Below are 26,093 nucleotides of genomic sequence, written 5' to 3'. Positions count from 1 at the left end.
GGACCCGGAACGGTCGGACCCGGGGGAGTCGGACACAGGGCGTTCAGACACGGACGCGGTGCTCATCGCGGGCCTCCTCCGGCGCTCGCAGCGGGGTCGGGACGGGCGGCTCCGCCGGGGCCCCGGGCGCGGGCGCGGACGGCTCGGCGTCCCGCAGCGCGTCGGCCAGCAGGTTCAGCGCCCCGACGGTCAGCATGATCAGTGCGGTGGGCACGGCCGGGGCCCACGGCTGCTGGGCCAGGAAGCCCAGGTCGCTGGCGAGCATCCCGCCCCAGGTCGGCGCGGGCGGCTGGACGCCGATGCCGAGGAAGGTCAGCGAGGCGACCGTCAGCAGCGCGGTGGCCAGCGCGTGCGCCGTGGTCACCGCGACCGTCGGCAGCACCTTGCGCCACACGTGGGTGCGCAGCACGGTCAGCCGCCCGGCGCCCATCAGCTCGGCGGCCTCCACGTACTGGGCCCGGTCCAGGCCGAGCGCCGCCGCCCGGGTGACCCGGAAGAACAGCGGGGCCAGCAGCACGCCCAGGGCCAGCATCGCCTGGTGCAGCCCGTTGCCCAGGACGCCGACCGCGGCGATCGCGAACAGCGTGAACGGCAGCGTCATCAGGGCGTCCACGGCGCGCAGCGAGACCCAGGCCAGCGGGGCGGAGAACCGCACCGAGGCCAGCCCCGGCAGCACGCCCAGCAGCAGGGCCGTGCCGACCGCCTCGGCCGCCGCGGCCACCGACAGACCGGTGCCGGAGAGCAGCCGGCTGAGCACGTCCCGGCCCAGGTAGTCGGTGCCCAGCAGGTGGCCGGCGCCCGGCCCCCGCAGCAGGTGCGCGGTGTCCTGGGCGAGCGGGTCGAGCGGGGCCAGCCGGCCGCCGAACACGGCCAGCAGCGCGACCGCCGCCAGCACCGCCAGCGAGGCCCGCACCACCGGGCGGCGCAGCGCCGCGCTCACCGCGCACCCGCCCCGGCCGGGCGCCGACGGGCGGCGGGGTTGAGCGCCAGCAGCCCGGCGTCCACCGCCAGGTTGGCGACCAGCACCACGACGACGGTCACCAGCAGGGTGCCCTGGATCACCGGGACGTCGTGCTGCTCGGCGGCCTGGAGCGAGAGCTGGGCGATGCCCGGCAGGTTGAAGATCCGCTCGGTGACCACCGCGCCGCCGATCAGCATCGGCACGCTCATCCCGAGCACCGTCACCGCGGGCCCGGCGGCGTTGCGCAGCACGTGCCCGAACAGCACCCGGCGGCCGGACAGCCCGCGCATCGTCGCGCCGGTCGCCCAGTTCTCCCGCAGCGCGCCGACCAGCGAGGTGCGCAACTGCCGGGCGATGCCCGCCGCCGCGTCCAGGCTCAGCGCCAGGGCGGGCAGCAGCGCGAACCGCAGCCACTGGCCCGGGTCCTGGCCCAGCGGCACGTAGCCGCCCGAGGGCAGCAGCCGCAGCTGCACCGACACCAGCGTGATCAGGCCGATCGCGACCACGAACGCGGGCAGCGTGCCCAGCAGGGTGCACAGCGCGGTCACCGACCGGTCCAGCCGGGTGCCCGGGCGCAGGGCCGCCGCGATGCCCGCGGCGGCGCCCAGCAGGACGGCGAACAGCAGGGCCAGCCCGGCGATCGACAGGTCCACCGGCAGGGCGGCCGAGATCGAGTCCGCCACCGGCAGGGTGGTGAACCAGGACCGGCCCAGGTCACCGCGCACGGCGTGCCCCAGCCAGCTGCCGAACTGCGCCCACAGCGGCCGGTCCAGGCCGAACTCGTGGTCCATCCGGGCGATGTCGGCGGGCGTCGCGGTCTCGCCGAGCACCGCCGCCGCCGGGTTGGCGTCGGAGACCGCGCCGAGCGCGAAGGTGAGCAGCGAGGAGAGCAGGAAGACCGTGGCGGCGGACGCCAGCACCCGTCCCAGCGACCGGGGCGCCCGGGCCGTCCGGCGCACCACCCACCCGGCGGCCCGCGACCGCGGGCCCGCCGCCGGGAGCGCCGCGCTCACGCGACGCTCACCCCCTCGAAGCGCTGCACCACGGTGAACGCCGGGATCGGCGACACCGACTTCCGCCGGGCCAGCAGCCGCGGCACGCTGTACAGGAACACGTTCGGCATCGTCCGCACCGCCAGCGCGGTCGCCGCCTGGAGCGCCTTCGGGTAGTCCGGCGAGTCCAGCGGCGTGCGCGACACCTGCTGCACGGCGGCCAGCAGCTCGGGCGGCGTGCTGCGGCCCGGGTTCATCAGCCCCTGCTCGCCGAACAGCACCTGGAACGCCTGGGCGGCCGAGTCGCGGCCCGCGAACTGGTCGGTGAACAGCGCCCTGGAGTGCTGCACGTAGACGATCTGGGTGGCCTGCGCCGCCGGGATCACCTCGATCTGCGCCCGGATGCCGACCTCCTTCAGCTGCGCCTGCACCTGCTCGGGCAGGCCCTGCGCGGCGGTGGTGGTCAGCGTCAGGTCCACGCCGTCCGGGTGGCCGGCCTTCGCCAGCAGGGCCCGCGCCTTGTCCGGGTCGTAGCGGAACAGGTCGGCCGAGCCGGCGTCGTAGCCGACGTAACCCTTCGGGAACGGCTGGTAGTTGACCTCGCCGTGCCCGAACAGCTGGGTCTTCACCAGGGCTTCGCGGTCGATCGCGTACTTCAGCGCCTCCACCACGTCCGGGTTGTCGAACGGCGCCTTGGTGGTGTTGACGTCCAGCACCGCCACCACCAGCGACGGGATCTCCTGCACCTCCAGGCCCGCGGCCTTCGCGGCCTCGACCTGGCTGCCGGGGATCTGCGCGACGTCGAACTGCCCGGACTGCAGGCCGCTGACCACGGTGGCGGCGTCCGGCAGCGGGTAGACCTCGAAGTTCTCCAGCCCGATCGACCCGGCGTCCCAGTAGTGCGGGTTGCGCCGCAGCACGGCCTTGCTGTTCTGGACGTAGGAGACCAGGCTGAACGGGCCCGCGCCGGCCGGCTTGGAGGCCAGCGCCGCGGGGTCCGACTCGAACGACTTCGGGTTCACCACCAGGCCGGTCTTGCCGGCCAGCAGGTTGGGCAACTGGTAGTCGGGCGAGGCGAGTTCGATCACCACGGTGGTGGCGTCCGGGGCCAGTACCTGCTTGACCTGGGTCAGCTGCGGGGCGACCAGCGACTTGGGGTCGGTGCGGCCGCGGTCCAGGCTCTTCTTCACCGCGGTGGCGTCCAGCGGCGTGCCGTCCTCGAAGACCAGGCCGGGGCGCAGGGTGAAGGTCAGCCGGGTGCCGTCGGCGTCGTACTTCCAGCCGGTGGCCAGCGCGGGGACGGCCTTCCCGCTCTGGTCGAGCTTGGTCAGACCGGCGTACACCAGGGAGAGCACGTGCACGTCCCAGCCCGCCGAGGAGAACACCGGGTCCCACGAAGTGGGCAGCGCCCAGCCCCACTTGAGGGTGCCGGAGCTGCCGGACGCGCCGGTCTGCGCGACCGTGGCGCCGCCGCACGCGGCCAGGGCGAGGGCGGCTCCCGCGCCCAGGCCGAGGCCGAGGAAGGAACGTCTGGCGAGGGGGGAGGAGGGCAGGGCGGAGCTGGTCATGGGCGTGCGTCACCTTTCACGGCGCGGCGGGTGCCCGGACGCAGGCGTCGACGCGGGGGACCGCGGACGGCGGGGAACGGGCACGACGGCGCGACAGGGCACCGACAGGGGGAGGGGGCGGCAGCCGCCGCCGCCCGGTCACGGGCGGGACGGAGCCTGGCAGGAGGAGGCCCGGGAACGGCGGCCGGGGCCTGCCGCACGGCGCGGGACGGCCGTGTTCCGGGAGCGCGGGCGAGCGGTGCCGCCGGCGCGGAGGGGGGCACTCAGAGACAGAGATCGCTGCTGGTGCGCCGGAAGTCCACGTAGCGGCACACCACGTTGGGGTGCGTCGAAAGCATGCCGCCATCCTGTCGGGCGGGCGGGCCCGGTGTCAATGGACACCAAAAGGTGTCCCATTGGGTGGCGGACCGCCGGGACGGCCGTCGGATGCGGGGTGAGGTGCCAATCGCGGCGCAGCGGAAGGAAACTGACGGACCGTCGGGTCGAGGGTGGTGAGCTGCGGGCCGATCGGCGCCCGCGTCCGACGTCTCGCGATCCGGGAAGGTATGTCTCGCAGGGTGGGAAACGGTGATGCGGGGGCCGGGTGGCGGAGGGCTCTGGAGTCGGGGCTCCGGGGCCGGGGCTCCGGGCCGGGGTGCGGGGCCGGGTTCAGGGCGCGGGGAGGAGCGGGCAGACAGCGGCCTCCTCCGGCGACAGGTACAGCGGGCCGCCCGCGGTGGCGACCGTCACCGCGCCGTCCGGCGGGCCGTCCGGCGACTCCGGCGCGGTCAGGCTCCGGTAGCGGCGCAGCAGTTCGGCCGGGTCCGGGCGCTCCTCCGGCCTCCCTGCGGGCAGGTCCGGGCACACCGCCCGGGCCGCCGCCAGGTACTCCGCCGACGGACGCCAGCCCGGGACCACCCGGCACCCCGCCGGGCCGCGGAACAGCAGCGTGGGCAGGGCGTAGCGGCGGCCGTCCGCGATCTCCTTCGCCCCGCCCGGGTGCGGGCCCGACCCGCGCAGCCCCACCACCTCCGGGCGCGGCGCCCTGGTCTCGGCCCGGTCCCGCGCCACCCGCTCCCGCACCGGCACCGAGGCCGCAGCCGACGCCAGCGCCGCCGCGTCCAGGCCGGGCACCCCGCGCAGCGCCCCGGCGATCCGCTCCGGGGTGTCGGCCGGCTCGCCCCGGACGAACGCCGACTCGCGCAGCCGCCGCAGCACCCGCTCCGCCACCTGCGGCCCCTGCTGCTCCGCCGCGGCGGCGGCCAGCGAGGCGGGCCAGCTGCTCGCCGCGACCCAGCGCAGCCGGGCCGGTCGCGGCGCGCCCGTGTGCGCCGACACCCGGGCCACGAACTCCCCGTACCAGGCGGCCTCCGCGGCCGGGTCCGGCGCCGGGTCCTCGTCGTCGTCGAACAGGATGCCGAACACCCGCCGGTGCGCGGCGGCCCCGGCCAGCACCCGGCGCAGCGCCCGCAGCACGGGCTCCGACCCCCAGGCCCACGGACAGAACGGGTCGGTGAACTCGACGACTTCGAGGGCGGGTCCGGGCACTGGTGCGCGTCCGGGTTCGAGCGCGGTCTCGGGTGCGGTCTCGGGTGCGGGCCCGCTCCCCGCCCGGACGGCCTCCGGCCCGCTGCCTCGGCCGGTCACACCGCCTCCGCGACCGGCCGGGGCAGCGGGCGGCCGGAGCGGCGGACCAGCGCGGCCACGGTGGTGCCCGCCAGCACCTCCCCGGTGCGCTCCTCGACCTCGCGCCAGATCCCCGGCAGCGCGTCCGCCGGGCCCGGGTAGGCGAGCCCCGCCAGCGGTTCGCCGCGGAGCGTGATCAGTTCGCCGTCCACGGCGCGCACCACGTCGAGCAGCGTGATGTCCGAGGCCGGGCGGCCCAGCCAGTAGCCGCCCTCGCAGCCGCGCTGGCTGCGGACCAGGCCGGCCCGGCGCAGGTCGCCGACGACGGACTTCAGGAACCGGAACGGGATCTCCTGGGACGAGGCGATCGCCTCGCAGGTGAGCGGACGCCCCGTGTCGCAAGCCAGCTCGACCAGTGCGCGGGCGGCGTAGTCCGCCTTGGCGGAAATATGCATACCCCGAAGTATCCACCGGGCCGGGCGATCATCAAGTCCCGTCCGGGGGCCGCCGGTCCGGCGTCCGGCCGAAAGGACACCTCTTGACATCCTTTTCGGGCCGCGCCTAGCGTTCCCCTCGTCCCGCGCACCCCGCCGAGCGTCCCCGTGGCCGCGACCGCGTTCCGCCGTCGCACCCGCCGACGCACCCGCCGTCGCCGTGCCCGCCGCCGTCCGCCGGTGCTCCGTGCGCACCACCGCCGTCCACCTCCGGGAGAGCCCGTGTCCGCCGAACCGCACCGTCCCGCTCCGGCGCCCGCCGCGACCGACGCGTCTGACGCGACCGCCGCGACCGACGCGACCGACGGGGGTGCGCGGACCTGTGCCGGTGAGGGCTTCCACCCGCACCTGCCCGCGCCGGACGCCACCGGCCCGGACGCCGCCCTCCCGCTCCGCGCCCGCCTGCACCACATCCGGGCCGACGCGCTCGACGGCGACACCGCGCAGACCGGGGGGATGCGGCGGTTCGCGGCGATCAGCGGAGGCACCGTCGGCTCGGAGAAGCTCTGGATGGGCCAGACCCACGTCGCCCCCGCCACCGCCTCCTCCGACCACCACCACGGCGAGTCGGAGACCGCGATCCACGTGGTCAGCGGCCACCCGGAGTTCGTCTTCCTGGACCACTCCTCCGGCGAGCCGGTCGAGGTCAGGCTGCGCACCGGGCCGGGCGACTACATCTTCGTGCCGCCGTACGTCCCGCACCGCGAGGAGAACCCCGACCCCGCGCACGAGGCCGTGGTGGTGATCGCCCGCAGCACCCAGGAGGCGATCGTGGTCAACCTGCCGAGCCTGCACGCCGAACCGCCGACCGCGCCCTGACGACCGGACGGCGCACCGCACCGGACGGCACCCGCACCGCGCGGCGCGCCGCACCGGTCGGCGCGGGTGCTCAGCGCAGGACGGCGGAGAGCAGGTCGGCGCCGAGCCCGGCGGTGGCGCCGAGGTCGAGCGCGTGATGGACGTGGCGGCCGCGGCGGCGGGCGGTGAGCAGGCCCGCCCGGCGCAGCACGGCGAGGTGCCGGGAGACCTCGGGCGGGGTGAGCTCCCAGGCGCGGGCGAGTTCGCCGGTGGTGTGCGGGCCGCGGGCCAGGGTGCGGACCAGCCGCAGCCGGACGGGGTGGGCCAGCGCCTCCAGGCGCAGGGCGACGGTCTCCAGCGGGACGGCCGCGGGGCGGTCGCCGTCCGCGGCCGGGTACTGGACGACGGGCTGCCAGCCCGGGGCGTACACCGCGACCAGGTGCGGATGCCCGAAGACGCTGGGCAGGAAGGTGACGCCGGCCGGGCCGGCCTGCGCGGCGGAGTCCTGGAGCTTGTCGAGGACCAGCGAGCCGCCGTCGGGCGTGAGCGCGACCGCCGTCGACACCTCGGCGAGCGCGGCGGGCAGGCCCTGACGGCGGCTCAGCTCGGTCTTGTCCCGGACGTCCCGGCCCAGGCGGGCGGCCAGCGCGGGCCACTCGGCGTCGAAGAACGCCTCCGCGCACCGCTCCAGGGTCTCCCGCAGCCGGGCGCGGACGGCCGGCGGATCGGCCAGCAGGCGCTCCGCGAACGCCTCCTGGACGGGGCCGCGGGCCTGCGCCCGGTCCAGCGCGTCGGCGCGGGCGGCCGGGTCGTGCAGCGGGGAGCGGCCGGCGAAGGTGCGCCGGTTCGAGCCGCAGGTGGTGACCAGCGCGGCGTGCGCGTACCGCTCGTCCCCGATCAGGTCGACCTGGTCCAGTTCGGCGGCCAGGGTGGCCCGGGGCCGGGCCGGCACCAGGAAGTCGGCCCGCGAGGACCGCCACAGGAACTCGGCCTCCCGCAGCCGCTCGGCCAGCTCGGGGCGCAGGCCCGACCACACCCCGGCCGCCCACCCGGCCAGCTGCGGGTGGTGCTCCGGCGAGGCCAGCACGTGCAGCATCGCGGTCAGTTCGGCGAGCGGCGAGACACCGAACCGGACGCGCTCCGGCGGCGTCCCGGCGAGATCGATGCGCAGGGTCACTCCCGCATTCTCGCCGTGCACGGCCGCGCCACCGGCACCGGTTGACGGAAAGCGTCAATCGACGTGACCGCGCCGCGCCCCCGCCCGCACCTTGGCGCCATGACCACCAGCCCCCCTGCCGCCCGCACCACCACGACCCGACCGCCGACCCCGCCACCGCCGCCCCAGCCACCGGCCCGCCCCTCGCCCCCGCTGTCGTCTCCGCCGTCGGCCCCGCCGTCGACCCGCCCGACGGTCCGGCAGCTCGTCCGGGCCGGCGGCGGGCCGCGCTACGCCGCCGCGCTGCTCGTCGACGCCCTCGGCACCGGCCTGCTGCGGCCGTTCCTGCTGCTGTACGGGATCACCGTGCTCGACCTCGGCACGGCCGCCACCGGCCTGGCGATGACCGGCGGCATCGTCGCCGGGCTGGCCTGCATGCCGGCGCTCGGGCACTGGCTCGACCGGGGCGCGCGCAGCACGGCGGTGGCCGCGTCGATGCTGGTGCGGGTGCTGGGCGTGGCCGCGCTGCTGGCGGCGCCCACCGGCGGCGTCGCGCTGTTCACCGCCGCCGCGCTGTTCCTCGGCATCGGCAACCAGTCCTGGCCCGCCGCGCACGCCGCACTGGTCGCCTCGGTCGCCGAGGAACACCTGCGGGACACCGTCCTGGCGGCCGCCCGGGCCGCCCGCAACGCCGGACTCGGCGTCGGCGCGCTGCTCGCCACCGCCTGCCTGGCCGGCGGTCCCACGGCCCTGCGGGCGCTGGCCCTGGCCTCCGGGCTCGGCTTCCTCGCGGCGGCGGCGCTGGCCCGCTCGGTCCGGGTCCGCGACGGGGCGGCGCGGGCGCGGCGGGCCGCCCCCGCGGCGGACGGGGCGGCACCGCGGCTCGGGGCGCTCCTGCTGGCCAACGTGGTGTACGTGTTCTGCCTGAACGTGCCCGAAGTGGCGCTGCCGCTGGTGCTCGTGACCGTCCTGCACGCCTCGCCCGCCTGGCCGGCCGCGGTGTTCGTCGCCAACACCGTGCTGGTGGTGACCCTCCAGGTGCCCGTCACCGCGTGGGCGGCCGCCCGCTGGTCGCGGGCCCGGGTCCTGGTCCTGGCCGGGGTGGTGCTCGCCGCGAGCTACCTGGCGTTCCTGCTCGCCACCCCGTTCGGGCCGCTCGCCGTCGCCCTGGCCGCGGTGCCCTGCACCCTGGGCGAGATCCTCTACGCGGGCAGCGCCACCGCCCTGGTCACCGCCCGCACCCCGGCCCCCCGCCGTGGCCGCGCCCTGGCCCGCCTCCAACTCTCCACCGGCTTCGGACTCGCCGTCTCCCCCGCCGTCCTCACCGCCCTCGCCCCCGTCGTCCTCTGGCCCGTCCTCGCCGCCGCCACCCTCGCCGCCGCCACCCTCGTCCACCGCACCACCCCCGGGACCCCCTGACGGGGACGGGGCGGACCCCGCCACGGCCGGCCGGCCGTTCGCGGTCCGGGCCCGGGGGTTCTGCTGAGGGCAGAGCGGTACGGCCCGTCCGGGGGGAGTGCGGTGCCTAGGCTTGGGGGATGAGAACTCATGCGTCGGACACCCAGGCCCGCGTCGTCCCGCTGCGCCCGCCGCAGGCGCCGGAGCGCAGGGAGCCGCTGCTGCGGGACGTGGTGGGCGGCGTGCTGCGACGTGAACGGCTCACCCAGGGGCGGACGTTGAAGGACGTCGCGGAGGCGGCCCGGATCTCGGTGCCGTACCTGTCGGAGCTGGAACGCGGCCGGAAGGAAGCCTCCTCCGAGGTGCTCGCCGCCGCCGCCCGGGCGCTCGGCCTGGGGCTCGGGGACGTCCTCTCGCTGGTCCAGCGGGACCTGGTCGCGCTGCCCGGCACGGCCGCCCGGGGCCGGACCGCCACCGCCACCGCGACCGCGGGCCGCTACGGCGGGCTCTGCCTGGCGGCCTGAGCGGCTAGAGCGGCTACGCCTAGAGCGGCCTGAGCGTCCCGGGCAGCGGGAAGCGGCCCGAGCGACCGCAGGGTCGTACGCCGTACGTCCGGGCCCGGAAGCGGTGGGGACCGCTTCCGGGCCCGGACGTACGGGCGCGTGCCGCCTCAGGAGGCGGGGGCGCGGCTGCTCAGCACCCGGTCGGCCAGGCCGTACGCGACGGCCTCCTGCGCGCTGAACACCTTGTCGCGGTCCAGGTCGGCGCGGAGCGCGGCCACCGGGTGGCCGGTGTGCCGGGAGAGCACCTCCTCGACCTGGGTACGGATGCGCAGCACCTCCTTGGCGGCCAGGCTCAGGTCGGAGACGGTGCCCCGCTGTCCGCCGCTGGCGGGCTGGCCGAGCAGCACCCGGGCGTGCTGGAGGACGAAGCGCCGCCCCGGGTCGCCGCCGGCCAGCAGCACGGCCGCGGTGGAGGCGGCCTGGCCGACGCAGTAGGTGGCGATCGGGCACTGCACGAACGTCATCGCGTCGTAGATCGCCATCAGTGAAGTGAACGACCCGCCGGGTGAGTTGAGGTAGAGGGCGATCTCCTGCTCGGGGCTCGCGGCCTCCAGGTGCAGCAGCTGGGCGATCACCACGTTGGCCACGCCGTCGTCGATCTCGGTGCCGAGGAAGACGATCCGCTCGCTGAGCAGCCGGCTGAACACGTCGTAGGAGCGCTCGCCCTGGGCGGTCCGCTCGATCACGTAGGGAATCGGGTAGGAGGCCATGTCACAGCCCTGCCCGTCGGCGGGACGCGGCCGTGCCGATGTCGGCGAGCGACTCCAGCACCTGGTCCACCATCCCGTACTCGCGGGCCTGTTCGGCCGTGAACCAGCGGTCCCGGTCGCCGTCCCGGGCGATGGTCTCCGGGCTCTGCCCGGTGTGCTCGGCGGTGATCCGCTCGATGGCCTGCTTGGTGTACTCCAGGTTCTCCGCCTGGATCGCGATGTCGGACGCGGTGCCGCCGATGCCCGCCGAGGGCTGGTGCATCATGATCCGCGCGTTGGGCAGCGCGAACCGCTTGCCGGCCGCGCCCACCGTCAGCAGGAACTGCCCCATGCTGGCGGCGAACCCCATCGCCAGGGTGGAGACGTCGTTCGGGATCAGCCGCATGGTGTCGTAGATCGCCAGCCCCGCCGTGACCGAGCCGCCCGGGCTGTTGATGTACAGGCTGATGTCGGCGCGCGGGTCCTCGGCCGAGAGCAGCAGCAGCTGCGCGCAGACCCGGTTCGCCGACACGTCGTCGACCTGGGTGCCGAGCAGGACGATCCGGCGGGCCAGCAGCAACGCCGCCAGGTGGTCGTCGAACGGGTTGGGCGGGGTGTCGCCCTCCTCCGCCCGGGGGCGGAGGGCGTGGAGTGGAGTCATCGGGTCTCCCGGTGGTGACGGAGGGTCGGTGACTCCACTGTTGCCCGCGGCGGGCCCCCGGCGGACGCCGCTCTGCCCGCCGCAGATTCGCTGCGGGCAGAGGCGGCGGGGAGCGGCGCCCCGGCCGGTCGGTTCGGTCGGTCCGGGTCGGTTCGGTCGGTCCGGGGCGGTCGGTGCCGGTCGGCCGTGCTCGGCGGTGCGCGATGCCGGTCGGCGGTGTTCGGCGGTGCGCGGTGCTGCTCGGCGGTGCTCAGGGACGGGCCGCGAGGCGGTGCAGGTCGGCGGCCAGGCGGTGCAGGTGGTGGCGGGTGGCGTCGAAGTGGTGGTGGTCGGCGGGGACGGCGGGGGCCAGCGCGGTGTCCACCGTCCGCTCCACCTCGTCGATCAGCGCGGCCCAGCGGGCGGTCGTCCCCTGCCGCCACGGCGGTTCGCGCCGGGCCCGCTCAAACTCGGCCCGGGCCGAGGCGAGTCGCAGGTGCGGGGCGCCACCGTCGCGGGGGCGGGGCGGGGCCAGCGCGAGGGCGGTCTGCTCGACGGCGTCGGCCAGCCGGCGGGCCACCGCGAGCTGCCGGTGGCGGTGCGGGCCGAGCAGCTCGCAGGCGAGCGCCGCGGCCAGGCAGCCGATCGCGCAGCACGCCAGGTTGGGCAGCAGCAGCGGCAGGCCCGGGTCGCCCGCGAGCTGGGTGACCATCAGCACCACCGTGGCCAGCGCCGCCGCCTGGTACAGGTAGCCGGTGCCGGACAGCGCCGGGACCAGGCCCGCCGCCAGCGCCAGCACCGCCAGCAGCGCCCCGTCCGGCCCGGCGCAGGCCAGCACCAGCCCGCTGCCCAGCAGGCCCAGCGCGGTACCGCAGAACCGTTCCAGCGCCCGCCCGGTGACCGGGCCGACGTCCGGACGGCAGACGAAGACCACGTTCAGCACCGCCCAGTACGGGTGCGGCAGTTCCCAGTACGCCGCCGCCGCGCCCGCCAGCAGCAGCGCCAGGCCCACCCGCAGGCCGCACAGCCAGGACTGCGGGTCCGCCAGCACCGCCCGGGCCGCCGCCCGCCGACGGCCCGGACGGTGCCGGCCGTCCCGCCCACCGGCGGACCCGACCGGCCCCGGCCCCGGCGCCACCGCGGACCGGGCCGCCCGCAGCAGCCGCGCCTCCAGCGGGCCGCAGGCCGGCGGCCACGCCCCGTCCGAGGCCGGGCGGCCCGCCGCGACCCGCTCGGCCTCGGCGCGCAGCCGCCCGCGCAGCGCCGGACCGGCGGCCAGCCCCCGGGCCCCGGCCGAGGAGGCCGTCTCGGCGAGGGCCAGCAGACCCGGCAGGTGTCGGGCCAGCAGCGCGCCGCCGCCGACCGCGCCGGTGTGCCGGGCCTGCTCCAGCGCGTCGTGCAGCGCGCGCCGCCGCGCCGTCCCGGCCGGGCCCGCCGCGTCCGGCTCCAGCACCGCCGCGCAGCCCGCCAGGCACTGGGCCAGCAGCGCCCGTTCGGCCCGGCCCCGGAAGAACGGGCGCCCGGCCAGTGCCAGCGCGACCACCGACAGGCCGCCCAGCAGCATCAGCGCGGGCGGCAGCCAGAGCGGCCCCGGCAGCGGCAGGTCCCGGGCCACCGCGGCGTCCATCAGCAGGACCATCGCGCCGAGCGAACCCTCCGGGCCCAGCCGGGCGAGCACCCCCGCCGCCACCCCCAGCGCGGGCAGCAGGTACGGCTCACCCGCCCGCCCCGCGGCCGTCAGCGCGGCGAACGCCCCCACCACGCCGAGCAGTTGGGGCAGCAGCATGGTGATCGCCCGGTGCCGGTAGGCGGCGGCCACATCGGTCAGCACCGCCGAGAGCGCGCCCATGGCCACCATCACCCCCTCGGCGGGCCGCCCGGCCCACAGGCCCAGCCCGGCCGGGGCGGTCACCGCCGACAGCGCGCGCCAGGCCGCCGGCGAGACGGCGGGCCGCCGCCGGGGGGCGCAGGTCTGCCGCACCCAGGGCAGCAGCCGCCCCGCCCCCGGCGCCCGGGACGGAGCCCGCTCCGGGCGGGGCCTGGCCTGCCGCCCCCGGGGCAGCGGAAAGTCGGACCGGAGCGTGCGGTGACGCCCGTGTCGAAGTGTTGACATGCCGCACATGCAAGGCGACGCCCCGCCGCCGCCGACCCGCCGCCACCGCCGTGCTGCGCCGCCTGGAGGCGGGATTTCGCTTGGCCGGGGGAGCACCCGTGACCTCCCGGTGTCGCCCGGATGGAGCGCGTGACCTCCGCCGCGCCGCCACCCGCCCCGACCGCGGGAGCGGCCGTCCCGGCGGGACGTTTCTGCCCGTGGCGGCCGGACCGGGAGGCGGTCTCAGGGATCTTCCCGCCGCCGTCGGCGCCCGCCGTTACGCTGTCGCCATGACGAAGCGTCACCTCGGCACGGCGGCAGCGGCCCTGCTCCTCGCGGGCACCGCCGTCGCGTGCGGCAGCAGCACGGAACACACCGAGTCGGCCGACATCGCCGACTCCGCCGGGCCCGGCGCGTTCGCCGTCCCCGCGGGGCTCACCGCCACCTGCGGCCTCCTCGGCTACGGCTCCTTCTCCGACACCCTGGGAACGCCGACCGGCACGGACACCCTCGGCGACACGGTCTCCGGCACGGACCGGGAGAAGACGGTCGACTGCCGGCAGGACGTCGCCCACCAGGCGAACGGCACGGCCGACCCCTCGAAGCCCCAGGGCACGGTCGAGACCCGGTTGGCGTTCTGGCGCGACGTCGACACCGCGAAGTCCCAGTTCCCGGCCGAGCAGACCGTGGCCCGCGACCAGCTCGCGAAGGACGCGGCCACCACCCCCGTGCCGGGCGTGGGGACCGAGGCGTTCCGCTACCTCAACAAGGAGTCCACCGGGACGGTCGGCACCCTCGTGCTGGTGGTGCGGCAGAGCAACCTGATCCTCACCGTGCAGGTGACCGCCCTCGGCACCACCCCGTTCACCGACCAGCAGCGCACGGCGATCTTCGACCGGATGGCCGACCACGCGAAGGCGGCCCTCCCGGTGGTCCGGCGCGCCGCCACGGCACCGGCCGGTTCCTGAGGACCCGCCCGGCGGCCCCCGGGCGGATTGCGCGCGGACCGGCCGGGTAGCCGCGAGGGCGGAGCACCCGACCCGAAGCACCCGACCCGGGGAGACGCCGATGACCGCACACCGCGAACCCGCACCCGACGGGCGGGGCCGCCCGGACGCCGAGGGCGACCGACGCTACGGCGACCGGGCCGCCGACGTCCGGCCCACCCGGGAGCACGACCCGGACGTCCACGGCCCGCAGGAGGGCTACGACGCGACCGCCGACGCCGCCGAGCGCACCGACGCCGACGCTCCTGACACCGACGCCGACGCCGACGGACGATGACGCCCACGTCGAAGCTCTGAAGTCCCGTGCGGCCCTGGTCGGGCTCGGCCGCGCTCGGCCGTGCTCGGCCCGGCCCGCTCAGGCGGGGGCGGGCGGCTCCTGCGGCTGGAGGTCGAAGACCCGGTCGGCGCCGACCACCTCCAGCAGCCGCATCACGTTGGCCGAGGGGCGGGCCAGTTGCAGGACGGCGCCGGTGTGCCGGGCGGCCCGGCGGGCGTCGAAGAGCAGGTTCAGGCCCGCGGAGTCCATGAAGGTGACCGCGGCGAGGTCGACGGTGACCAGGGCGGGCGCGTCGAACTGGGCGGAGGCGAGGGCGGCCCGCAGTCGGGGCGCGGTGTGCAGGTCGAGTTCGCCGTAGCAGGTCAGCTGGGGGCCCAGCGGACTGTTCTGCCGGGTGACGGTGAACGACACGGGGTTTTCCTCTCGGCCGGAGCGCGGACGCGCCAGTGAGCGTACCGGCCGCACGAGGCGCCGGGGCAGAGCGCAGGCGACACCGCCCCGCGCCGCGCGCACGCCCCGCCACCCGTACGTGCGGCGCGGCCGCACGTCCGCTGCCGGGGGCGGGGACGTGTCGTACCGCCGTTCGGTCGACGGGGCGTCCGTGGCGCGGCGGCGCCGTCCGGTGGCGACCCGGCGGAAGGACCGGGCCCGCACCCGCCCGCCGGTTCCTCCGCGCGCCGCCGCGCGCCGCCCGGGCGGGGCTGCCGCCGCCCCCGGCCCGATCACGCGCGCCCTGGCCCCCGCGGTGCTCCACGCCGGTGCGGCGGCTACGGGACGAGCCGCGGGCGGGCCCCGCCGTCCGGGCGGTCCGCGGCGGGCCGGTCCGGGCCGCTCCGGCGGGTGGGGGAGCCCCGGCCGGGGTCGTCCGGGCGCGGTGGCCGGGAAGTCGGAGGGGTGCGGTCGCCGGTCAGGACGGCGCGGTAGAGCGACTGAAGCTCCGTGCCGGGGGCGGCGCCCAACTCCTCGGCCAGGCGGCGCCGGACGGTGCCGTATCGGTCCAGCGCCTCCGCGCTGCGTCCGGCCGCGTGCAGGGCCTGGATCAGCACGTGTTCCAGCGGTTCGGCCAGCGGGTACTCGGCGATGAGGTCGGGGACCGCGGAGATCACCGCGCCGGGGCGGCCGAGCCGGAACTCCGTCCGCGCCCAGCGCACCGCCGCGTCCAGCCGCCGCCGGTGCCAGCTCGCCCGGACCTGCGCGGCCCACTCGCCCGCGAGACCGGCCAGCGGCTCCCCCCGCCACAGGCCCAGGGCCTCGGCGAGCTCCGCGGCCCCCGCCTCGTCGTCGTGCTGCCGGTCGGCGCCCTGCTCGACCAGTCGGCGGAACCGGTGCAGGTCCACCCGTTCGGGGTCGACGTCCAGCACGTAGCCCGCGTGCCGGCGCTCCAGCCGGGCCGCCGTCCCGCCGCCCGGGACGGCGGTCTGCCGCAGCAGCCCCCGGATCCGGCTCAGGTGCGCGTACAGCACCGGCCGGGGGTGGGCGGGCGGACGGTGGCCCCAGACCCGGTCGACGAGCGTCTCGATCGCGATCGGCCGGCGGGCGTCGACCAGCAGCGCCGCCAGGACCACCTGCTGCCGCGGCGTCCCCACGTCGAGCGGCCCGCCCGCCGACCGCACCTCGACCTCGCCCAACAGCCGGAAGTCCACATGTACCCCCCAGGTGATCAACGCGTGATCGTCGGCGCGTGCGAAGCGCCCGGCTGCCCATGCTGGCTGCCCCGCAAGGCGGCCGCAAGGTCGGTGCACAGGCCGCCGCGCCAGGGTGGGACGCCCCGGCCGCCGACCACCCGAACCCGCGACCGCACCCCCACGGCCGCACCCCCACGGCCGCACCCCCACGGAGGAGACCACCATGCGGACACCCCTGCCCCGACGGTCCGACCGCCCGGGCCGCTCACGCGGCCGGACCGGGCGCGGTCGTTCCCGGTTCGCCCCCGCCGCGTCGGCGGCGGCCCTCGCCTGCGTGCTCTTCGCGGCGCTCGCCCCCACCCCCGCCCAGGCGGACGAACCCACCCGCTACGAGCTGGTCAACGCCCGGACCGGGCTGCGGGCCGACGTCATGTGGGCCTCGGCGGCCCCGTACACCGGCGTCTTCCTGTGGCCGGACAACACCAGCGCCTCCCAGGAGTACGAGCTGCTCGACAGCGGGAACGGCTACTTCCGGATCAAGGCCCGGCACTCCGGCCAGTGCCTCATGCTCGACTGGCGCTCGGGGACCTACGCGAACGGCACCCCCGTCCTCCAGTACCCGTACTGCGACGCGGGCTACGCCCCGGCCGAGTGGACCACCGCCTGGGTCGGGCACACCTGCACCTGCTTCCCCACCACCATGCTCCTGAAGAACCGGGCCACCGGCCGGTGCCTGGACGCCGCCGCGCCGTCCGGTACGCCCGCCCAGCAGGCCGTCCTCCAGCAGTGGGACTGCATCACCGCCGACGACGTGTGGAACACCGGTAACCAGAGCTGGAACCTCCTCCAGCTCAACAACCTCCCCGTCGTCAACTGACCCGTCGGCGAAGCCGGTGGCAGCCCGCCGCACGCGCCCGCGCCCGCCGGGGGACCGGCGGGCGCGGGTTGTGCGGGGCGGGGCTGTGCGGGGCGGGGCTGTGCGGGGCGGGGCGGCGCGGGCCCTACGGGGCCGGGCTGCCGGTGGCGGTGATCTCCGCGGCGCTGGTCCACGGCCCGCGGCTGCCGGCCTCGGTCAGGGCGCGCAGCCGCAGGTAGCGGCCGCTCTTCGCGGTGAACTTCACCGACTTGAGGGCGGCGGTGTCGGCGAAGCTCCCGGTGGCGACGGGCGTGCCCCAGGAGGTGGTGCTGTCGGAGACGTAGACCTCGTAGGAGCCGATCCGGCCGTTGACGCCGCCGTCCTGCCGGGGCAGGTAGCCGAGGCCGTCGACGGAGTAGCGGGCGCCGAGGTCGATCCGGATCTCGTGCGGGAGCGGGGCGGGGGTGCCGGACCACTGGGTGTGCCAGAGGGTGGCGGAGCTGCCGTCGATCGCGTTGGCGGCGGCGCCGTTCTCGTTGGCGGTCTCCTGGCTGTCGGCCGAGACCACCTTCCAGCCGGTCTGCGGGATCGGGCCGCTGCCGCCGACCGGGGTGCCGGTGGGCAGGGTCAGGCCCTTGGCGGTGACGGTGAACGCGCCGGTGACGGCGTGGTCGCCGGCCTTGATCCACAGGGTGCCGGAGCGGTCGGCGGGGTCGAAGTACCAGCCGGTGGCGGCGGACTGGTAGGCGGCCTTGCCGCTCAGCTTCGGCAGCGCCGTCCCGCCGACCGTGACGCCGCTCGGCGCGCCGGCCGCGTGCACGGTGAACTCGTACCCGCGGGATGCCAGTTGGCCGGTGTAGCTGCCGTTGGCCGCGCCGACCGCGAGGGTGACGTCGCCCGAACCGGAGTTCGGGGCGGTCACGTTGACGGTCTGCCGGGAGGAGGCGCCGTTGCGGTAGGCGCGGGTGGTGCCGTCGTCCTCGTACAGGGTGAAGGAGGAGGTGCCGCGCGGGTAGACGTCGTAGGTGAGGGTGGAGACGGGCTTCTCGCCGGTGTAGTTCATCTGCGGCCACATCGGCACCGCCGCACCGGACTTGACGAACAGCGGCAGGGTGTCGAGCGGGGCGCTGTAGCCGTTCAGCCAGCCGGGGCCGGTGTAGACCTTGCCGGTCCAGTAGTCGGTCCAGCTGCCGGCCGGCAGGTAGATGCCGTCGCGGACGCTGGTGTCGCTGACCACGGGCGCGACCAGGAAGGAGTCGCCGGCCATGAACTGGCCGCTCGTCTGGTTGCCGCGCGCCACCGGGTCGTTCGGGTACTCCAGCACCATGGCGCGGGTGGAGGGCACGCCGGTGTCGGTGGCGACCCGGCTCATGGTGTACAGGTACGGCATCAGCCGCATCTTGAGCTGCAGGTACGCGCGGTTGATCGACAGGTACGGGTCGGCGTACCGCCAGGGCTGCTTGTCGTGGTAGCCGGCCGACGGGTTGGTCGCGCCCCAGCCGGACATCGTCATGAACGCCGGGGTGAACGCCTTCCACTGGAGGTCGCGGACGTACGTCTCGGGGCTGCCCGCGTAGATGCCGTCGACGTCCCCGGAGGCGTAGTTGAGGCCGGACAGGCCCGCGCCCGCGATGGACGGGACGTGCCAGCGCATGGCGTCCCAGGTGCCGGAGGTGTCGCCGGTCCAGACCACGGCGTTGCGCTGGGTGCCGGCCCAGCCGTCGACGGTCCAGACGAAGCGGCGGGCGTCGGAGTTGTCCTCGATGCCCGCGACGGCCTGGTTGACGCCGGTGAAGGCGCTCTTGTAGCCGCCGCCGATCCAGGCCACGTCGGTCTTGACGGCGCGCGAACCGGCCGTCCCCACCTCCCAGTCGATGTCGTTCAGGCCGGTGGAGGTCCACAGGCCGGTGTGGACGCCCCGGGCGGCCAGGCCGGAGACGGTGCCGGGCAGGTCGGTGTACCCGCAGCCGTAGCCGTCGTTGGGCAGGAACCAGCCGGAGGGCATGTCGGCGGCGCGGGCGTCGGCGGCGTAGCCGACCGCGTCGGGGGTGGTCTGGTGGCGCAGCCGGTCGTGGTCGCCGCTGTAGGCGGGGTTGGAGGCGTTGAAGCAGTCGGCGTTGCCGAGTTCGAGGCCCCAGATCGGCGCGAGGAAGGGCTTGCCGGTGACGTCGGTGTAGGCGTTCAGGACGTCCTTGAGCGAGTTCCCGGCGAAGTACCAGGCGTCGAAACGCTGTTCGTCGTGGGTGAGCCGGGTCGGCGCGCCGAAGTCGTAGCTGCCCGGGGCCCAGGTGTTGCGCATCACCCCGTAGCCGTTGGTGGACATGTAGAACGGGGCCGGGCTGGCGTTGCTGTTCTCGGTCCAGGAGTTGGTCACGGCGACCGGGACGGTCCGGTCGCGCAGCGCCCAGTCGCCCAGGTGCAGGCCGGTGCCGTAGAACTGCTCGTCGGCGCCGCGGCTCAGGTACTGGGTGGTCCGGCCGGTGGTCCAACTGGTCGGCTGGGACTCGGCCCAGAGCAGGGTGGTGTTGTCGGCGCGGTAGAGCGCGAAGGTGAGCGGCGCCTTGGTGATCCGCAGCGAGATCGCGGAGGTGCCGATCCGCCAGTAGCTCCCGGCGTCGGTGAGGGTGGCGGTGACGGTGCCGAAGGCGGTGGTGGTGGCCAGGTCGGTGCCGGCCGGGTCGTCGGTGAACGCGCCGTTCGGGCTGAGCCAGATCCGGAAGATGTCGGCGCGGGCCAGCTGGACCCGGGCCACCGCGCTGCCGGAGGTGGTGACGGTGAAGGTGGCGCCCGAGCGGGTGACCGCGGTGGCGTTCCCGGCGGTGGCGGCGTGGGCGGCCGGGGCGGGGCCGAGGGCCGCGAACAGGGCCGCGACGGTCAGCAGGACGACGGAGAGCACGAGGGAGCGGCGCCCTCCGCTGCCGGGCCTGGGCAGCGGGGGGCGCGGGACGGAACGCATCGGTGGATGCCTCCTCGGTGGTGGTCGGGGGCGGTGGAGGGTGACCGCGGGGCCCGGGACCCGGCGCGAGACTGCCGGGCGGACCTGCGGGACGCTGCGCTGTGCTGTCGACCGGACGGGGCGTCAGGCCCCGCCGCGCGGACCGGGGTTGGGAGTTCCGCCGGTTCGCCGGTGGGCCGGGTTTGACCGGTGTACATCGCAGCAGCAGGCCGACGTGACGTCAAGTGCTCGTTCGGGCACAGTTTCGAGCATATTCGTGCAGAACGCGCAGCGGGAATGCGCAGAACGGCCGCAGGAGGGCGCGGCGGAACGGCAGCGGGAGGGCGCCGGTGACGCCGGGAACGCCGTCGCCCCGCCGGGTGGGCGGGGCGACGGTCATGCGGGGGAGCGGTCGTGCGGAGGGCGGGGCGGGTCAGCCGTGGTTGACCGTGAGGGCGTAGAAGGCGACCCGGGCGCCCTTGGTGGTGCTGTCCGAGGAGGACTGGTTGTAGGAGCCGGCCTTGAAGTACTGGTGGTAGGCGTTGAAGGAGGACGGGATCGGGTAGTGGGTGGTGCTGCCGTTGACCGTCAGGTCGATGGTGTTGCCGCCGGAGACGGCGATGGTGTAGCTCCACTTGGTGCCCACCGCGACGTGGCCCACCGTGTGGGTGGTCTGCCCGCCGTCGGGGGAGTTCTCCACGCCCGCCACGATGTCGCCGCTCGCCCGGTAGTAGAGCTCGATCAGCGGCTTGGTGGAGGAGCCGCCGGAGCCGAGGTGGATCTGGCCGACGCAGACGTTGGAGGTCACCGAGACCACCCGCAGGGTCGCGGCCAGCCGGTGGCTGCCGGCCAGCGCCCAGTCGGCCGCGCCGCCGTTCGGGTTCATCTCGCGCAGCTCGGAGCGGGCGTAGTTGGAGTTGGGCGTGGTGACGCCCTTCTCCGGGGCCCAGAAGGTCATCGCGCCGTCGCCGCCGTCGGTATAGAAGTACGCGTCGTGGAAGCCGTTCGGGCCCTGGAGCGCGGCGGAGGAGACGGTGGTGGGCGAGCCAGGGGAGCCGACCGGCTCCTGGAGCTGCCAGCGCGAGAGGTCGAAGTTGCCGCCGGGGGAGACCGCGGGGTTCAGGCCGCCGGTGGGCGGGGTGGAGCCGGTGGGCGGGTTCCACTGCTGGTTCGTCCCGCCGGTGCAGGTCCACAGCTGCAGCGGGGTGCCGTTGGCGGTGGAGCGGTCGGTGACGTCCAGGCACTTGCCCGCGCCGGTGTTGACCAGCCCGCCGCCGTCGGCGGTCCACTGCTGGGCGGCGGTGCCGTTGCAGTCGTACAGCTGCACCCTGGTGCCGTTGGCGGTGCCGGCCGCGGCGGCGTCCAGGCACTTGCCGAGCGCGCGGACGGTGTGGTCGGAGGTGTCCACCGTCCAGCTCTGCGCGGCGGTGCCGTTGCAGTCGTAGAGCTGGACGGCGGTGCCGTTGGCGGTGGCGGCCGCGGCGACGTCGACGCACTTGCCGCCGAGGCCGGTGATCGGGCCGGTGGTGGTCGCGGCGGAGGCGGCGGGGCCGAACAGGCCCAGGGTGCCGACGACACCGGCGGCGGTGGCCGCCGCGAGGAGGGGGGAACGGCGCTTCATGGGAGTCCTTGGTCGCTCGTGGTGGGGGCCCGGATCGCGAGCGCGGATGCGGGGACACGGGGGCGCGGGGCGCTGTCCGGCGGGCCGGTCCGGTGGGACCGCGCACCCGGGGGAGCCGATGGACAGCAAACCTTACTGACGATCCGCCGGAATCCTGCTGGCTTGCCAAGACCCTGTCAAGATGCGGCGGGTGCGCCGGGCGGCCCTGCCCGGCCGGATCGCGGTTGCCCCAAGCCCCCTCCCGGGCGCGGGAGTTCCGCGTGAGATCGCCGAGGTACGGGCACCGTACGGGGAGGCCGGGGTGAGCTTCGGATGGGCAACCAGATCGCCGAGGCCCTGGAGCACGGCGCGCAGAAACTCGGCCGGACGCTCGCCGAGGAAGCCGGCCAGGCGCTGAAGGACTTCCACCGCAAGGCCGGCGACAACCTCAGGACCGTCGCGGGGAACACCCGCGAGATCGAGGCCGAACACGCCGAGGACCCGGAGCGGATCATGCGCGGCGAGGCGCGGGACGGCGTCCCGCCCCCGCACCCGGGCGGCGGGCGCGGCCGGGGGAGCGGACCGCTGGGCCGCGGCGGGCGGCGCGGGCAGTCCGCGCATCGAGAGCCTGGTGATCCTCGGCGGTGACTCCGACGTGGACAAGTTCATCGTCAAGACCCGCGGCAATGTCAACGACCAGCGAGCGATCCAGGAGACGCTGAAGATCAAGGCCGCGTCCGTCCCCTTCGCGGACCAGTTCTTCAATGGCGACACGATGGTGAACCCGCTCGGGTTCGACGGCCTGCGCAAGCGTCTGATCGGGCGTCAGGTCGTCGACGCGAAGGAGGCCGGGCCGGTCGCGGGCGGTTACGACTTCTTCGATACCCTGGACGCGCTGACCGCCCGGGTGCGCGGGATCACCAGTCGCAACGGCGCGCTGTACATGAACGCCGCGATCATTGCGAAGATCCGTTCCGGGTTCCGCGGGCTGGGCGGCTCCGAGCTGCTGACGGCCGAGATCCACGGCAAGGAAGTCACCATGTGGAACGGCATCTCCATGCTCGACCCCGGCCAGAAGCTCGACGGCACCGACGTCCTTCCCCTCACCGCCGGTACCGGGGGCAAGGAGACCGGTGACATCTACACCGTCCGCTTCGGTTCCTCCGAGGCTGATGCGGGCGTGACCGGCCTGACCAACGGCGGCATCCAGGCGACCGACCTCGGAGAGGCCCACGACAAGCCCGTCTACCGCACCCGGGCCGAGTTCTACTGCGGCATCGCACTGTTCGGCGGCAGGGCTGCTGCCCGCCTGATGAACGTGCTCAACGGCTGATCCTGCAACGCACTGATAAGCCCCACTCTGTCCTCCCTCGGTGGGTGGCCGGGGCGGGGCTCTTTGTCGTTCCTGGGGTCCTGTGAGCGGCCCTGGCCGACTGTGCGCCGGAGCGCGGGAGTTGACCACCGTATGCCGCCTGGCGGTCGAGCTGCTGAGGTTGGCTGCGTAGGTGGCCGAGTCCCGCCCCTGGTGTGCGAGGGACGGGACTCGGCAGTACGGCTAGGCCGCGGGTACGAGGATGCGAGCCCGCTCGTACAGCCCTTGTACGTGCTGGTTGCCCGGGTGCCTTGCGATCATCCGCAGCATGGTGCGCATACGTTCGTCGGCCCGACCAGACTGTACGTTCGGGTAGTCGTCCAGGGCCTGGTGCCAGGTGGCGCACGCCGCTTCCAAATGCCCAAGCTCGAACTGTCGCTCTGCGAGCGTGGCGCGATGCCGTACCCGTCCGCGCTGGTAGACGTCGTGTCGAGTTCGGTCGGACTCCTGCATTGCGGCTACAGAGCCTTTGACGTCCCGCAGTGCGTACCGAACTTGGCTGAGGTGGTAGGCAAGCGAGGACGGATCGTAGGACCCGAATGCCTTGGACTCGCTCTCGGCTATGTCCATGGCTTTCTCTGCATCACGCATGAACCGGAGCGCGGAGTCACGGTCTCCCAACGCTGCCGCGGAGTGGGCCTGTTGACCCGCAAGAAAGGCTTGCATCCGGGGACCTGCCACGGGAGCGGCGGCGGCTGCGGCGTCGGCAAGTTGCATGGCTCGCCGACCGTGCCCCAGGTCTACGGCTTGGACGGACATACCGCGGAGCGTCGTGCAGTAGGTCAGGTGGTCGCCCGCGATTCCTGCCAGTTCGAGCGCCCGGAGGTAGTACTGCTGTGCAAGTCCGTGGCGCCCTTCGTCTACTGCCATGTAGCCCGTGAGGTAGCACAGGTCGGAAGCAGCCGACATCATCGCGGACCGTACTGCGTCGGGCCCATCCGCTCTGAGGTACGGACCAACCGTGTTGACCAAGTAGGCCGCCGCCATCGGACGAGCGTGCCGCCCGCCGAACTCATCGTCCAGGCTCGACAACCGGTCAGTCATCCGAACGACGGCGTTGACTTCCGGCATCCCTATGCGAGCCATTCGCCCGGAGCGCACCGCGTCTTCCCGGCCGATCACGTCTTGCCACCCCGGGATTGTCAGCGCAACCGAGAAGAGGGACGCGCCGATCACCCCGCGCCGTGTTGGGTCCATGTCCTGGCTCCCTAGCTCTAGCAGGGAGTCGACGGTACCTGTTGGGGTAGCTGTGCCTGGTGGTGGTGCGGGAAACCCCGCGTCCGCGTGTGTAACGAGGCGCCCGAGTCGACGGGCGAGGACTTCACGAATCGCATTCTGTACTGCTGGCTCGGGGACGGCCCCCGCGAGCCAGTACGACACTGCCGGTTGTCGGTACGAGGTGCGTGCCCCGCTCTCGGCGGACACTTCGTTGACTGCTCGGGCGAACGCGGTCTGTTTGAGCTGAGCCTCCGTCAATAGTCTTTTCAGGGAAGAGTTTCGGACTCTCTCCGCCACGTCTGACCTCCCCTGTTGATTGCATTGATATCCCTGCTGCGATTCGAGACTACCGCTCTCCGTGGTCATGCGGTTGCGTAGAGGCAGACAGCAGCCCCTACAGCTGACCGCAGGTCAGGAGGTGTCAGTCATGTACACCACGCGCGATCCGATCCGTCAGCAGTGGCGAACCGACGCGCAGGACGCTGGCCGCAACCCGCTGGACGACTACGACCCGGAGACCAATCGCCGGGTCGGGGCCGGGCGGCCGGTCGGCTGGGGCACGTGTCGGTGCCCCCTGCCGAAGTGCCCGCACCGTCCGGAGCCGGCCGCGTGACCCGGGCGATGTTGGCAACGGGCGTGCTGGTGCTCGGGGTGTGCGCCGTGCCGATGGGTGCGGTGCTCGGGTTCGCCCTGGTGGCGCCGGATCAGTGGCCTCGGTGGGTGGCGTTCTTCGTCGCCCTGGCGCTCGGCATGATCGGCGGGTCGTTCGGCCCGGACTGGGTTGAGGGCTGGCAGCGCCGACGACGCGCAGCGGCGCAGGTCCGGCACGCGCTGCACGACGGCGAGCAGGTTGTTCGGGTCGAGCTCACCCGCGCTGACGGCTACCTGGTGGAGGTCGACGGCTCGGCGGACGACCATTTCATTCATCAAGACGACGTTGTGAAGCACTACCGGCAGTACGCAGAGAACGCCGCGCGCAAGTCGCTGGGCATCCCCGCGGACGTACCGGTGAAGCTGGTCATGTCCTCGGATGACTCGTGGCTGCTGTCGGAGACGCGCGGCGCCGTAGTACCGGTCGAAGACTGACCCCTGACCTTCCGGAGCGACTTCCCGCGCTCCGGAGCCCCCGCCGGTTCAATCCCGGTGGGAGGGGGTGCCCGACGGGGCACGCCGGGCCGCTCCGGTTCCTCCCCGTACCGGATCGGGGCGGCCCCTCCCTGCTCCCCGCCCCGGTCGAGCAACTGGCGGACAGCACTCGACCGAGGGCGGGGCCCCACCACGACCACGACCACGACCACGACCACCGAGAGGTAACCCGCATGGCCCACAACGACGTTGCGAACAAGGGCCGGTCCGATCTGCGGGCTGACTGCGCGGTCCTGGTCGCGTTGGAGACGGACAACCCGGATGACCGGCGGCACGGTTCGGTGATGTTGGTAGTGCCGTCCCACGCGATGCGCCCGATCCTGCCCCCGGGGGGGGCGGTACGCGAGGGCGAGCGGATCGGGGACGCCGCCGCGCGGGAGCTGCTGGAGGAGACCGGACTCCGCCGGACGATCACGCAGGGCCTGGCGGTCGACCAGAGCCTGGCCAGCGAGCCGGCCGGTCCCCCGGAGGGCATCACCTTCGTGTGCGACGGCAGCACGATCTCGACGGCCGACGCTATGGCGATGGCCATCCCGGTGCGGTCCGAGATCACCGCGTTCGCGTGGGTGCACCCGGACCGGCTCTACAAGGAGCTGTCCGCCTACCAGGCGCGCCGCATCGAAGTGGCCCTGACCGCCCGTGAGCAGGGTTCGGGGTATCTCCTGCTGGCCGAGGGCGAGCCGTACGGCACCGACGCACGGCGCACCGTCGCGGCCACGAAGTGACGACCCGTAAGGGGCTGTGCGTGCTCAGGCTCCGTTGCCGGCGGGCGCGGTCTCGGCTCGCGTCGCGCTTCTGGTACCTGTGCCTCAAATGGGCTCTGGTCCCGCGTCGCATCTGCGAGAAGCGGACCGAGGAGGGCGCGCAGCGCATCCTGTCCGACCCGCTCTATGCGGACGCCCTCGCCAGACTCGGATACCGCCCGAACACCTGGAAACTTCCGTTCCGGTGGACGGGGAAGCTCTTCCCTTCTGGAGCGGCGCACCACCGCACGCCCCGGGCGTCGATCGGCGTCCGGGTCCGCATCGAGGCAAGGAGGGCAGGAATGAGCACGCCTGCGCCCGGTCCCAGCCATCCGCCTGTCCCCGGCCCCATGTCGCC

At 75.0% G+C, this 26,093-nt stretch carries 24 protein-coding genes and 2 pseudogenes; 11 read left to right on the top strand and 15 right to left on the bottom strand.

The window, feature by feature from the left end; genetic code table 11:
- Positions 1-43 precede the first annotated feature (43 nt).
- The 5 genes from K353_RS01930 to K353_RS01910 form a co-directional block, all read right to left on the bottom strand.
- The gene (locus tag K353_RS01930; RefSeq protein ID WP_111551760.1) at positions 44-940 is read right to left on the bottom strand and encodes an ABC transporter permease; all 897 of its coding nucleotides are present in this window, start codon (positions 938-940) and stop codon (positions 44-46) included.
- On the bottom strand, positions 937-1,974 hold the full coding sequence (locus K353_RS01925; protein ID WP_111551759.1) for an ABC transporter permease: 1,038 nt from the start codon (positions 1,972-1,974) through the stop codon (positions 937-939). The genes K353_RS01930 and K353_RS01925 overlap by 4 nt, the downstream gene beginning before the upstream one ends.
- The gene (locus tag K353_RS01920) at positions 1,971-3,521 is read right to left on the bottom strand and encodes an ABC transporter substrate-binding protein (RefSeq protein ID WP_111551758.1); all 1,551 of its coding nucleotides are present in this window, start codon (positions 3,519-3,521) and stop codon (positions 1,971-1,973) included. The genes K353_RS01925 and K353_RS01920 overlap by 4 nt, the downstream gene beginning before the upstream one ends.
- Before the next feature lie 648 nt (positions 3,522-4,169).
- Complete coding sequence (locus K353_RS01915; protein ID WP_111551757.1) at positions 4,170-5,048, bottom strand: DsbA family protein; 879 nt, start codon at positions 5,046-5,048, stop codon at positions 4,170-4,172.
- Positions 5,049-5,143: 95 nt separating this feature from the next.
- A complete protein-coding gene (locus K353_RS01910) occupies positions 5,144-5,581 on the bottom strand; it encodes an Rrf2 family transcriptional regulator (RefSeq protein ID WP_100839113.1) in 438 nt (145 codons plus the stop codon).
- A 387-nt stretch (positions 5,582-5,968) separates the two neighbouring features.
- Here K353_RS01910 and K353_RS01905 point away from each other — a divergent pair, with 387 nt between their 5' ends.
- Positions 5,969-6,439: a cupin domain-containing protein gene (locus K353_RS01905; protein WP_199527958.1), complete on the top strand. Its 471-nt coding sequence runs from the start codon at positions 5,969-5,971 to the stop codon at positions 6,437-6,439.
- A gap of 70 nt (positions 6,440-6,509) precedes the next feature.
- Here K353_RS01905 and K353_RS01900 read toward each other — a convergent pair whose 3' ends face one another.
- Positions 6,510-7,595 carry a DUF5937 family protein gene (locus K353_RS01900; protein ID WP_111551755.1) on the bottom strand — a complete coding sequence of 362 codons (1,086 nt, stop codon included), beginning with the start codon at positions 7,593-7,595 and terminating at the stop codon, positions 6,510-6,512.
- A gap of 99 nt (positions 7,596-7,694) precedes the next feature.
- On the opposite strand from K353_RS01900, the gene K353_RS01895 reads away from it, so the two are divergent.
- Entirely contained in the window at positions 7,695-8,993 is a 1,299-nt protein-coding gene (locus tag K353_RS01895; protein ID WP_111551754.1) for an MFS transporter, read from the top strand.
- 119 nt (positions 8,994-9,112) lie between these two features.
- On the top strand, positions 9,113-9,496 hold the full coding sequence (locus K353_RS01890; protein WP_111551753.1) for a helix-turn-helix domain-containing protein: 384 nt from the start codon (positions 9,113-9,115) through the stop codon (positions 9,494-9,496).
- 146 nt (positions 9,497-9,642) lie between these two features.
- On the opposite strand, the gene K353_RS01885 is transcribed toward K353_RS01890, so the two are convergent.
- From K353_RS01885 to K353_RS01875, 3 genes are all read right to left on the bottom strand, one after another.
- Positions 9,643-10,245, bottom strand: a complete 603-nt coding sequence (locus tag K353_RS01885) for a ClpP family protease (RefSeq protein ID WP_111551752.1) — start codon at positions 10,243-10,245, stop codon at positions 9,643-9,645.
- A 1-nt stretch (position 10,246) separates the two neighbouring features.
- On the bottom strand, positions 10,247-10,885 hold the full coding sequence (locus K353_RS01880; protein ID WP_111551751.1) for a ClpP family protease: 639 nt from the start codon (positions 10,883-10,885) through the stop codon (positions 10,247-10,249).
- 250 nt (positions 10,886-11,135) lie between these two features.
- Positions 11,136-12,845, bottom strand: a complete 1,710-nt coding sequence (locus K353_RS01875; protein ID WP_146616364.1) for an FUSC family protein — start codon at positions 12,843-12,845, stop codon at positions 11,136-11,138.
- Positions 12,846-13,246: 401 nt separating this feature from the next.
- On the opposite strand from K353_RS01875, the gene K353_RS01865 reads away from it, so the two are divergent.
- Together K353_RS01865 and K353_RS01860 are read left to right on the top strand one after the other, a co-directional pair.
- Positions 13,247-13,924, top strand: a complete 678-nt coding sequence (locus K353_RS01865) for a hypothetical protein (protein ID WP_111551748.1) — start codon at positions 13,247-13,249, stop codon at positions 13,922-13,924.
- 100 nt (positions 13,925-14,024) lie between these two features.
- A complete protein-coding gene (locus tag K353_RS01860) occupies positions 14,025-14,240 on the top strand; it encodes a hypothetical protein (protein WP_111551747.1) in 216 nt (71 codons plus the stop codon).
- 78 nt (positions 14,241-14,318) lie between these two features.
- Here the strand turns inward: K353_RS01860 and K353_RS34140 are convergent, their stop codons facing one another.
- Together K353_RS34140 and K353_RS01850 are read right to left on the bottom strand one after the other, a co-directional pair.
- The gene (locus K353_RS34140) at positions 14,319-14,651 is read right to left on the bottom strand and encodes an STAS domain-containing protein (RefSeq protein ID WP_158585309.1); all 333 of its coding nucleotides are present in this window, start codon (positions 14,649-14,651) and stop codon (positions 14,319-14,321) included.
- Between the two features lie 356 nt (positions 14,652-15,007).
- Positions 15,008-15,868 (bottom strand): BTAD domain-containing putative transcriptional regulator, encoded by an 861-nt coding sequence (locus K353_RS01850; RefSeq protein ID WP_199527950.1) that lies wholly within the window; start codon positions 15,866-15,868, stop codon positions 15,008-15,010.
- 220 nt (positions 15,869-16,088) lie between these two features.
- Here K353_RS01850 and K353_RS01845 point away from each other — a divergent pair, with 220 nt between their 5' ends.
- Positions 16,089-16,742, top strand: coding sequence for an RICIN domain-containing protein (locus K353_RS01845; protein ID WP_111551745.1), 654 nt, complete (start codon positions 16,089-16,091; stop codon positions 16,740-16,742).
- Between the two features lie 124 nt (positions 16,743-16,866).
- On the opposite strand, the gene K353_RS01840 is transcribed toward K353_RS01845, so the two are convergent.
- From K353_RS01840 to K353_RS37095, 3 genes and pseudogenes are all read right to left on the bottom strand, one after another.
- Positions 16,867-19,677, bottom strand: coding sequence for a TIM-barrel domain-containing protein (locus K353_RS01840; protein WP_111551744.1), 2,811 nt, complete (start codon positions 19,675-19,677; stop codon positions 16,867-16,869).
- Positions 19,678-20,089: 412 nt separating this feature from the next.
- Positions 20,090-20,773: pseudogene (locus K353_RS37100) on the bottom strand (polysaccharide lyase family 7 protein); the annotation flags it as partial.
- 48 nt (positions 20,774-20,821) lie between these two features.
- Positions 20,822-21,277: pseudogene (locus tag K353_RS37095) on the bottom strand (ricin-type beta-trefoil lectin domain protein); the annotation flags it as partial.
- A gap of 312 nt (positions 21,278-21,589) precedes the next feature.
- Between K353_RS37095 and K353_RS01830 the strand changes: the two are divergent.
- Together K353_RS01830 and K353_RS01825 are read left to right on the top strand one after the other, a co-directional pair.
- Positions 21,590-21,904: a hypothetical protein gene (locus K353_RS01830; RefSeq protein ID WP_111551742.1), complete on the top strand. Its 315-nt coding sequence runs from the start codon at positions 21,590-21,592 to the stop codon at positions 21,902-21,904.
- A 7-nt stretch (positions 21,905-21,911) separates the two neighbouring features.
- Complete coding sequence (locus K353_RS01825) at positions 21,912-22,589, top strand: major capsid protein (protein ID WP_146616362.1); 678 nt, start codon at positions 21,912-21,914, stop codon at positions 22,587-22,589.
- 222 nt (positions 22,590-22,811) lie between these two features.
- Here K353_RS01825 and K353_RS01820 read toward each other — a convergent pair whose 3' ends face one another.
- Entirely contained in the window at positions 22,812-23,825 is a 1,014-nt protein-coding gene (locus K353_RS01820) for a transcriptional regulator (RefSeq protein WP_111551740.1), read from the bottom strand.
- A gap of 448 nt (positions 23,826-24,273) precedes the next feature.
- On the opposite strand from K353_RS01820, the gene K353_RS01815 reads away from it, so the two are divergent.
- The 3 genes from K353_RS01815 (at position 24,274) to K353_RS01805 (ending at position 25,717) form a co-directional block, all read left to right on the top strand.
- On the top strand, positions 24,274-24,459 hold the full coding sequence (locus K353_RS01815; RefSeq protein ID WP_111551739.1) for a hypothetical protein: 186 nt from the start codon (positions 24,274-24,276) through the stop codon (positions 24,457-24,459).
- Positions 24,456-24,932, top strand: a complete 477-nt coding sequence (locus K353_RS01810) for a hypothetical protein (RefSeq protein WP_111551738.1) — start codon at positions 24,456-24,458, stop codon at positions 24,930-24,932. The genes K353_RS01815 and K353_RS01810 overlap by 4 nt, the downstream gene beginning before the upstream one ends.
- Positions 24,933-25,165: 233 nt before the next feature.
- Positions 25,166-25,717, top strand: a complete 552-nt coding sequence (locus tag K353_RS01805) for an NUDIX domain-containing protein (RefSeq protein WP_111551737.1) — start codon at positions 25,166-25,168, stop codon at positions 25,715-25,717.
- Positions 25,718-26,093: the final 376 nt, after the last annotated feature.

Source organism: Kitasatospora sp. SolWspMP-SS2h, from assembly GCF_003259315.1.
Taxonomy (GTDB): domain Bacteria; phylum Actinomycetota; class Actinomycetes; order Streptomycetales; family Streptomycetaceae; genus Kitasatospora; species Kitasatospora fiedleri.
Note: the sequence above shows the minus strand (reverse complement) of the source record. Positions and strands in the feature narration are given on the sequence as shown.

What these genes read in the sequence shown, in the direction of transcription:
- K353_RS01920 (WP_111551758.1), bottom strand. Translation starts at nt 3,521, where the DNA reads ATGACCAGCTCCGCCCTGCCCTCCTCCCCCCTCGCCAGACGTTCCTTC.
- K353_RS01910 (WP_100839113.1), bottom strand. Translation starts at nt 5,581, where the DNA reads ATGCATATTTCCGCCAAGGCGGACTACGCCGCCCGCGCACTGGTCGAG.
- K353_RS01895 (WP_111551754.1), top strand. Translation starts at nt 7,695, where the DNA reads ATGACCACCAGCCCCCCTGCCGCCCGCACCACCACGACCCGACCGCCG.
- K353_RS01890 (WP_111551753.1), top strand. Translation starts at nt 9,113, where the DNA reads ATGAGAACTCATGCGTCGGACACCCAGGCCCGCGTCGTCCCGCTGCGC.
- K353_RS01885 (WP_111551752.1), bottom strand. Translation starts at nt 10,245, where the DNA reads ATGGCCTCCTACCCGATTCCCTACGTGATCGAGCGGACCGCCCAGGGC.
- K353_RS01880 (WP_111551751.1), bottom strand. Translation starts at nt 10,885, where the DNA reads ATGACTCCACTCCACGCCCTCCGCCCCCGGGCGGAGGAGGGCGACACC.
- K353_RS01865 (WP_111551748.1), top strand. Translation starts at nt 13,247, where the DNA reads ATGACGAAGCGTCACCTCGGCACGGCGGCAGCGGCCCTGCTCCTCGCG.
- K353_RS01860 (WP_111551747.1), top strand. Translation starts at nt 14,025, where the DNA reads ATGACCGCACACCGCGAACCCGCACCCGACGGGCGGGGCCGCCCGGAC.
- K353_RS01845 (WP_111551745.1), top strand. Translation starts at nt 16,089, where the DNA reads ATGCGGACACCCCTGCCCCGACGGTCCGACCGCCCGGGCCGCTCACGC.
- K353_RS01840 (WP_111551744.1), bottom strand. Translation starts at nt 19,677, where the DNA reads ATGCGTTCCGTCCCGCGCCCCCCGCTGCCCAGGCCCGGCAGCGGAGGG.
- K353_RS01830 (WP_111551742.1), top strand. Translation starts at nt 21,590, where the DNA reads ATGGGCAACCAGATCGCCGAGGCCCTGGAGCACGGCGCGCAGAAACTC.
- K353_RS01820 (WP_111551740.1), bottom strand. Translation starts at nt 23,825, where the DNA reads ATGGACCCAACACGGCGCGGGGTGATCGGCGCGTCCCTCTTCTCGGTT.
- K353_RS01815 (WP_111551739.1), top strand. Translation starts at nt 24,274, where the DNA reads ATGTACACCACGCGCGATCCGATCCGTCAGCAGTGGCGAACCGACGCG.
- K353_RS01805 (WP_111551737.1), top strand. Translation starts at nt 25,166, where the DNA reads ATGGCCCACAACGACGTTGCGAACAAGGGCCGGTCCGATCTGCGGGCT.